Raw genomic sequence first — 8495 nt, forward strand, 5'->3', positions numbered from 1 at the left:
AGTTGAGCCTTTTTACTCGACAGTTGAGCCTTTTTACTCGGAAGTTGAACCTTTTTACTCCCCTTTCTGTTCCATTCCCCCTGCCCAGTCCCCAATACCCCAATCCTTAAAATATGCCAAGTAAATATCCCTTAGCTGACTGATACTGTCACGATCAAAGAGTAAAGAGTAAAAGGCAATCTATTTTGACTTTTAACTTTCTCCTTTTGTTCAACTTTCCACAAGGGTAGGTTTAATCTTGACTAAATTGAAGGTTGGTATCAATGGCTTCGGTCGAATCGGGCGACTTGTGCTTCGCGCTGGCATCGATAACCCTAACATTGAATTTATAGGCATTAACGACCTAGTACCACCAGATAACCTCGCTTACCTATTAAAGTACGACTCAACCCACGGCAAATTAAAGTTCAAGGTTGAAGCCAAGGAAGATGGTATCGTCATTGACGGACACTTCATTCCTTGCGTGTCGGTGAGGAACCCAGCAGAGTTACCTTGGGGACAATTAGGCGCAGATTATGTGGTGGAAGCTACCGGACTTTTCACTGACTACCAAGGAGCCGCAAATCACTTGCAGGCAGGTGCAAAGCGAGTGGTAATTTCCGCTCCCACTAAAGATCCAGAGCGAGTTACTACCCTCCTAATGGGTGTAAATCATCACTTATTTGACGCCAGCAAAGATATAATTGTATCTAATGCTAGTTGCACTACAAACTGTCTAGCTCCCATAGCTAAGGTGATCAATGACAACTTTGGGTTGACCGAAGGGTTAATGACCACAGTCCATGCCATGACTGCTACTCAGCCAACTGTAGACGGGCCCAGCAAGAAAGACTGGCGGGGTGGTCGAGGTGCAACCCAGAATATTATTCCCTCTTCCACAGGCGCAGCTAAAGCTGTAGCACTGGTTTTACCAGAATTGAAGGGTAGGTTGACTGGTATGGCATTACGAGTTCCGACTCCCGATGTCTCTGTAGTTGATTTAACTTTTAAAACTGCCAAAGCTACTAGTTATAAGGAAATCTGTGCTGCCATGAAGGAGGCTGCCGCAGGTTCTCTTGCAGGTATCTTGGGATATACAGATGAAGAAGTAGTTTCCACAGATTTTCAAGGCGATACCCATTCCAGTATCTTCGACGCAGGTGCTGGTATTGAGTTGAACTCCAACTTCTTCAAGGTAATTGCCTGGTATGACAACGAGTGGGGTTACTCGAATCGCGTGATTGACTTGATGTTGTCTATGTCACAGAAAGAAAAACTCGCACCGACAGTTGCTGTGGTTTGATTGGTCATTAGTCACTTGTACTGAGCTTGTCCTGAGCGCAGCCTCTCGTAGAGCAGGGCAAAGCCGAAGTATTAGTCATTGGTCATTGGTCATTGACTTTTGACCCTTGACTTTTGAGATTTGGGTCGGGTGGTAAATACCGTGAAAACAAAACGCCATTTAGTATCTTTATTTAGCATAGGACTTACGCACACTTTACGAATTCTCGGCGCTCTTGGCGTCTTCTCTACGAGACGCTACGCGAAGGCGGTTCGATAAATTAAGCTATTTAGCAATTTTTGCGTAAGTACTATAGCAAAGCAGTGATATGAAGCACATGTAAATTTGGATGCGAAGTCTGTTAATTACGAATTACTAATTAGGTTGCCGAGCGACTTGTACTGAGCTTGTCCTGAGCGTAGTCGTTGGCGCAGCCTCTCGTAAAGAAGGGCAAAGCCGAAGGGCGTAGTTGAAGGGCGTAGTCGAAGGGCGTAGTCGAAGTAAGCCGAGGTACGAATTACGAATTGGTATAAACCATCCAAATTTACAGGTTACTCCTCAACCCCTAATCCCTATGCGTCGAACCAAAATCATTTGTACTGTTGGGCCGGCTACATCTGCACCCGAAAAGCTGCAAGCTTTAGTAAAAGCTGGAATGAATGTGGCACGGCTGAATTTTTCCCACGGGGCTTATGAATTCCACGCCCAAACTGCTCACCATCTCCGGCAAATTAGTACTGAGCAGCAAAAGCCGATCGCAATTATGCAAGACCTGTGTGGCCCGAAGATTCGTTTGGGAACTTTACCACCAGAAGGGTTAAATTTAGAAGCTGGTAGTGAAGTCACCTTTGTTTTGCAAGAAAAGGGTGAGAGTATCGACGAACTACCTTTACCATTGCCGACTTTGTTCGCAATGGTGCGACCAGGCGAACCGATTTTGATTAATGATGGTCGCGTCAAGTTGATTGTTAGCGATCGCGATGCCGATCGCATTCGGGCACAAGTAAAAATTGGCGGGTTAATTTCTACGCACAAGGGAGTAAACCTACCACAAACTCCTTTACCTGTTAATTCGATTACCGAAAAAGACTTGCTGGATCTGCGCTTTGGGATTCAGTTGGGTGTAGACTGGGTGGCGGTGTCCTTTGTGCAATCGCCACAAGACTTAGAACCCGCCAGACGTATGATTGAAGCAGCTGGTGCTTCTATCCGCTTAATTGCCAAAATCGAAAGAGCAGAGGCAGTAGAGAACTTTGACTCCATTCTGAACGTTGCTGACGCAATTATGATTGCTCGTGGCGATTTAGGGGTAGAAGTGCCAATTCATGAAGTACCCTTAATTCAAAAAGATATTATTCGCCGTTGCAATCGTGCTGGCAAGCCAGTGATTACAGCCACCCAAATGCTAGAGTCGATGATTAGCGCCCCCGATCCCACCCGCGCTGAAGCCACCGATGTAGCCAACTCCATCTTAGATGGAACAGATGCGGTGATGCTTTCTGGTGAAACAGCTGTCGGACAATATCCTATCACCGCCGTCGAGATGATGCACAATATCGCCGTGCGGACAGAACAGGCTCTAGATGAGGGTAGCAAACATGCCTGGTGTCATGAAGCAGGCAGTCTCAGCGTCACCGAATCTGTAGCAGAATCCGTGTGTCGCATCGCTTATGAAACAGGCTCACGAGCAATTCTCTGTAACACTACATCAGGAAGTACGGCGAGAATGGTGTCTAAATATCGCCCAACTTCTCCCATTATTGCCCTCACCTCTGACATCACTGCTTATCGCCAACTAGCGCTTTCTTGGGGTGTGGAAGCTTTGCTGATCCCACCAGTCCACAATGCCGAAGAGATGTTTACCAATGTGGTGAACACAGTTGTAGACATGGGTTTAGCCAATAAGGGCGATAAAGTAGTAATTACCTCTGGTGTTCCAATTGGTAAATCAGGAACAACTAGTTTAATCAAAGTGCATTCCATTGGACAGCCAATTTCGGCATAAGGCACTTAGAATAAGGCTGTGGTGTGGCTCAAGATAGTAAGCAAAATTGGGCAATGATCAAGAAAAATTGCCAGAATCAGAATTGAAGGCAGTAGAGACTGGGGACTGGTGATTGGGGACTAGGGACTAGGGAGACAAGGAAATAAATAACTCTTGTACAGACGCGATTAATCGCGTCTCTACTCCTCAGACCCAATTAATCGCGTCTCTACTCCTCACTCAGCACTCAGCACTAATTTGGTGGGGAATAAGTAAATCCTAAACAAACATCACGGAGTATTTTATGTCTAAGAATTTACTAGAACAATTGCGACAAGTGACTGTTGTAGTTGCAGATACAGGGGATATCCAGGCAATTGAAAAGTTTAAACCCCAAGACGCCACCACCAACCCTTCGCTGATTACTGCTGCGGCGCAGATGCCAGAATATCAGGGAATTGTCGATCAAACTTTACTCCAAGCGAAGAAAGATGCTGGAGCTGGAGCCACCCAAGCACAGATAGTTTCTCTAGCTTTTGACTGTTTGGCAGTTGCCTTTGGATTAAAGATTTTGCAAATTATTCCCGGTCGCGTGTCTACAGAAGTGGATGCTCGCTTGTCCTACGATACCGAAGCTACCCTGACTAAGGCACGGGACTTAATTGCTCAGTATAAAGCTGCCGGAATTGGCCGCGATCGCGTCTTAATTAAAATTGCCACAACCTGGGAAGGCATTCGCGCTGCGGAAATTCTCGAAAAAGAAGGTATTCACTGTAACCTTACCTTGTTGTTTGGTCTTCACCAAGCGATCGCCTGTGCAGAAGCTGGCGTTACCCTAATTTCTCCCTTCGTCGGCCGGATTCTCGATTGGTACAAAAAAGATACCGGACGCGATAGCTACCCAGCAGCCGAAGATCCAGGAGTTTTGTCAGTCACTAAAATCTACAACTACTACAAGAAATTCGGCTATAAAACCGAAGTTATGGGAGCTAGCTTCCGTAACCTTGGTGAAATTACCGAACTTGCAGGTAGTGATTTGCTGACCATTTCGCCAGCACTTTTGGCTGAATTGCAAGCAACAGTTGGAGAACTGCCACGCAAACTCGACCCTGCTAAGGCAGCAAACTTGGAAATTGAAAAGATATCCATTGACAAAGATACCTATGACAAGATGCACGCCTCTGACCGCATGGCAACCGATAAACTAGATGAGGGCATCAAAGGTTTCACCAAGGCATTAGAAGACCTTGAGAAACTTTTAGCAGACCGACTAGTTCGCCTTGAAAAAGAGGTAGTCGCAGCTCATTAGAACGTAACGATAGTTAGTGGTTAGTGGTTCAACCACTAACCATTCATTACTTACATCAGCCGTCGTTATTAACGACGTCGGAAAATCTGGTATTGTCCGTAAGGCTGCCGTTGTCTAAACTCCTGCCGTTGTCTAAACTCCTGCCGTCGTCGGATAATCTGCCGTTGTCGGATATTTTGGTTTCGTTCGGGCTGTCGTCGTTGGAGAATCTGCCGTTCTCTAAACTCCTGCCGTCGTCGAATAATTTGGTATCGTCTTGGTCGCCGTTGAGCAATTAAAAGCTCTCCGGTTTTATCTCCAACTAGCTTAGCCTCTGGTGTAGCGCTCTGTTCATTGCGAGGATTAATTAAAGAAATATCCTTTGCTTCAGCTAATGAGGGCGGATACACAAAGGCACATAGCAATAGCGCTATTGAAGATAACTTCCTGAAACCTTTCATGTTTTTGCTTCTACTAGACTTTCGGTAATAACTTTATTAAACACCTTAAAGCCAGCAGATTATTGTTCATCCACTTTTTTTAAACTTAATTTGGGATGAAATCATGGATTTTAAATTCAGCCTTACGGTTAATTGTAAATTAAAGCAACCTGTGTAGATAAAGAATGATTGTCTAGGAAAATGTAATTTTTTTCAATGGTTCAAGTATTGTAAAACCTCCTTTTAAAGGGGCGTAAATTGTGGTTGTCATGCAAGTCCAGAACGCACCCGCTCACCGTATTCTGGATCAGCCTGTTCGTTTATTAATGTTTGTGAAGACCAAGTTGTTCAACCTGACGGGCAGCCTGGGATGTATGCTACCGTTAAAATGAAACCAGGCGTTGCTATTTTGCCAATAGATAGCGATCGCAACGTGTTTCTGATTCAGCAATATAATCTGTAAAAGCGAAAGAGTATTTTTACAAGTGCAGTCACTTGTGTTTAAGTTTCTTAAAGTTCTGATTAGATTGAAATTTTCTAATGTTGAGGAAATTACAAGCAAAGAATTAGCTCAGTTGCTATTAGATTCTGGAAAGCCGAGGCCATTAGTGCTAGATGCACGAAGTCAAACAGAATATGCGGTGAGCCATATCGAAACAGCAACGCACATAGACTATATTACACCTGACTTAGCAGTACTTTCTACAGTGCCAAAAGACAACCCAATTGTCGTGTATTGCGCCGTTGGCTACCGTAGCGCCAAATTAGCCCAGCAGCTTAATGAAGCTGGGATGAAGTGCATTTATAACTTGAGCGGTGGTATTTTTCAGTGGGCAAATGAAGGAAGACTCATTTTTAGAGACGAGCAACCGACACAGGTTGTACATCCTTACAATGCAATCTGGGGAAAACTGCTGAAATCTAGCTACCATGCTCAGGAGGAGTAAAGTTGAATTTTACCGTTTTTCCCGCAATCTCTCCTTTTCTCGCTTCTTCATATCCAACCTAATACACAGTTCTAACAATTCTTGGGTAAATTCTACCTATTGGTCAAAGGTAATACCCATCGGCTCTAGCTGAGGTTGTGGCAGTGGAGGTTGAGAGTTAGGCATAGTATCACTCAACATATTATCCACGCGAGCACCTACGGTGGGCGGGTACGCCATCGCGTAAGTGCTTGTTCTACTCCAGGTAGAGCTAGAGGCGTTGCACATTGCTTATCAAAACTATCTTGCTGAAAATCCAGAGTAGTTTTGAGTTGACCTGTAGTAACCACGTACAAATTGTGGTAGCTTTTTATCGCGTGGCCTATAGTGATGTGAGGTTAAATCAAAAAACAATAAAAAGATAGAGGGATAACAATGTTTAGTTATTCTAGCCCCGCAATCGCCACATATCTTAATATTGCATCTCCAAGAGCGGCTTGTGTCAACGGCAGCAAAGTTGCGGTCATTAATACTGAGGGTATATGGGAAGTAGAAGCTGATGGCAGGAAAAAACTAATTCCAAACTCTTATCAGGATGCTCGTGACATTGTAGCAATTGACGGCAAGACTTATGTTCTCGCTGTTCCAACAGGATTAGTAAAAATAAAAACTGATGGAACTACTCAAAAAATAGTTGACAGTCCTGCATCATCAAAAACAAGAGTTAAATTTTTAGATGGCTTGATTATTCACCAGTCTGTAAATACTCTATCAATATATGATACCAGCCTCAACTTCAAAGCTAAACATAGCTATGCAGTAACTGAGGTAATGGATTTTGAGTACAAAAATAAGTATCTCTACATCAGTGGTTTTCAGCAACAAAAGCGGTCAGGCATTCCAGTACAAATTGCTTTTCTTTACCGAATGGGTTTTAATGGCACAAGTATATTTAACTTGCCAAATTTGCCAGGAAATAACCAAGGTAAGCTTTGGGGTTACAATCCTGCCAGTCTTGTTGACAACATGGCAGATACCCGACTCAACAGATTATACATTTCTGGGGATAAACTCTACGTACTTGGTTCAGTCTATGGGGGTAATTCAATCTATAGGTGGAATGGTAAAGACCTATTAACACAAACCTTGATCACTACAGATAAATATACTAATGCTGCCCAAACTCGTGATGAGACAAAAGTTTACACAGGAGTTGTTGATTTAACCTCATTCACTGTTGAACGTGGGCAACTAAGTCTTACAAGACTTCCTTCAACAGGAGGATTGGGAGACGGTAATAGCAATTTCCCTAAAACTATTTACTCAAATGGCACTGATATTTTTGTTGGATCTAGTGCTGCTTACGCAATTCCCAATAGAGATAGCCAAACATTCTTAGGTAAACCGATTCCACCTTACCGTGGCGATGCAAGTTTTTTAATTTTTCCGGATAATCTCAAGACTCGCAAAGCTTGGGTAACACCTGGAAATGGTGAAATATTGCTATTTAATAATAAGTTTGCAGTGATCAAAACAGGTAATGTCAATGATTTGTCTACAAATTCAGGAACCGCTCAAAGCCTACCAACAAATACTTATTTTATTAAGTTTTAACAGAGCGATACCTTCGGTGAGCTTCGCTAACGCAAAATTTCTCGATCTACTGAAGGTGAAATCCTTTAAGATCGAGATAACGCTTACCATATCGAAGCATTCTATCGCTACCGCCTGAACGATAATATCTCAGTGACTTTTGGTTTATGAGTGATTCTCAACCCGAAAAAGGACAGCAGAAATGATATGCAGTATGTGGGTGTGATTCGCACAACCTTCGATTTTTAAATTGCAAGAGCGGAAAATGAACCCATGAAAAATGGAAGGTGCTTAAAATAGCACTTTCCATTCCGTGCCTATAAAGATCGTGATGGTGGAACGCTAATCATACAGCAGATTTCAAGTTAGTGAAGTACACAAGCTAAGTCTCAAAGTCAGGTATAAAGCCTGTTTTACTTCTGAATTCTGACGCCAAGCCGCAGAGCGTCTTTGGCTTTGCTCCCGAATTCGGAATTCTGCTGTATCTTATTAAACCTCCTTTGATTGATTTGGCACTCTAAAAGTTTACTTTCCTTCTATATTTATCTCTGGCTTAATCAGGCGAGTTTTATGCAAAACAATACCATCCTCTCCACTATTGATGTTTTAGTAACCCAAATCATCGAAAATGAACAAGATTTAGCAGACTATTCTGAAAAAATTTTACGTGGTATTGCTTAAAAATATGGTAACAATAGCCATGAATATTAGATGGCTGGAGGTATTCGTAAAAGCGATGCTACGACGGGCTATTCGGCGTCGCAAGCGTGCTGTGCGTAAAAGCGTGGTTTTGCCGAAGTAAGTAGGCGCGATTAAAGGCGATCGCATAGATCACCAACCAAAATTAGTGATTTGCCTTTGTCTGGGGAGCGATGGCGTACCCGCCCTTTCCGGTGGCGATCGCAATTGGATTACTCTTGTACCAAGTAAAAGTGCGATCGCATCCTCTGACCTTTTTTTAATTAAAAATTAAAAGTTAAAAATTAAAAATTAATCAGAATAA

7 protein-coding genes and 1 pseudogene are annotated in these 8495 nt (G+C 43.2%); 6 read left to right on the forward strand and 2 right to left on the reverse strand.

What is annotated here, in order from left to right; translation table 11 throughout:
* Positions 1-238: 238 nt before the first annotated feature.
* From gap to ACFFAP_RS32110, 3 genes are all read left to right on the forward strand, one after another.
* Positions 239-1282, forward strand: a complete 1044-nt coding sequence (gap, locus tag ACFFAP_RS32100) for a type I glyceraldehyde-3-phosphate dehydrogenase (RefSeq protein WP_375515009.1) — start codon at positions 239-241, stop codon at positions 1280-1282.
* A 553-nt stretch (positions 1283-1835) separates the two neighbouring features.
* Positions 1836-3266, forward strand: a complete 1431-nt coding sequence (pyk, locus tag ACFFAP_RS32105) for a pyruvate kinase (protein ID WP_375515010.1) — start codon at positions 1836-1838, stop codon at positions 3264-3266.
* A 283-nt stretch (positions 3267-3549) separates the two neighbouring features.
* Complete coding sequence (locus ACFFAP_RS32110) at positions 3550-4554, forward strand: transaldolase (protein ID WP_375515011.1); 1005 nt, start codon at positions 3550-3552, stop codon at positions 4552-4554.
* Between the two features lie 68 nt (positions 4555-4622).
* Here the strand turns inward: ACFFAP_RS32110 and ACFFAP_RS32115 are convergent, their stop codons facing one another.
* Positions 4623-4994: a hypothetical protein gene (locus tag ACFFAP_RS32115; RefSeq protein WP_375515012.1), complete on the reverse strand. Its 372-nt coding sequence runs from the start codon at positions 4992-4994 to the stop codon at positions 4623-4625.
* Between the two features lie 476 nt (positions 4995-5470).
* Here ACFFAP_RS32115 and ACFFAP_RS32120 point away from each other — a divergent pair, with 476 nt between their 5' ends.
* A complete protein-coding gene (locus tag ACFFAP_RS32120) occupies positions 5471-5920 on the forward strand; it encodes a rhodanese-like domain-containing protein (RefSeq protein ID WP_375515013.1) in 450 nt (149 codons plus the stop codon).
* A 96-nt stretch (positions 5921-6016) separates the two neighbouring features.
* Here the strand turns inward: ACFFAP_RS32120 and ACFFAP_RS32125 are convergent, their stop codons facing one another.
* On the reverse strand, positions 6017-6139 hold the full coding sequence (locus ACFFAP_RS32125) for a hypothetical protein (protein ID WP_375515014.1): 123 nt from the start codon (positions 6137-6139) through the stop codon (positions 6017-6019).
* A gap of 195 nt (positions 6140-6334) precedes the next feature.
* Here ACFFAP_RS32125 and ACFFAP_RS32130 point away from each other — a divergent pair, with 195 nt between their 5' ends.
* Positions 6335-7513 carry a hypothetical protein gene (locus tag ACFFAP_RS32130; protein ID WP_375515015.1) on the forward strand — a complete coding sequence of 393 codons (1179 nt, stop codon included), beginning with the start codon at positions 6335-6337 and terminating at the stop codon, positions 7511-7513.
* An 81-nt stretch (positions 7514-7594) separates the two neighbouring features.
* Positions 7595-7663: pseudogene (locus tag ACFFAP_RS32135) on the forward strand (hypothetical protein); the annotation flags it as partial.
* Between the last annotated feature and the right edge of the window lie 832 nt (positions 7664-8495).

The sequence above is a fragment of the uncultured Nostoc sp. genome (assembly GCF_964245575.1).
In the GTDB taxonomy this organism is placed as follows: Bacteria; Cyanobacteriota; Cyanobacteriia; order Cyanobacteriales; family Nostocaceae; genus Nostoc.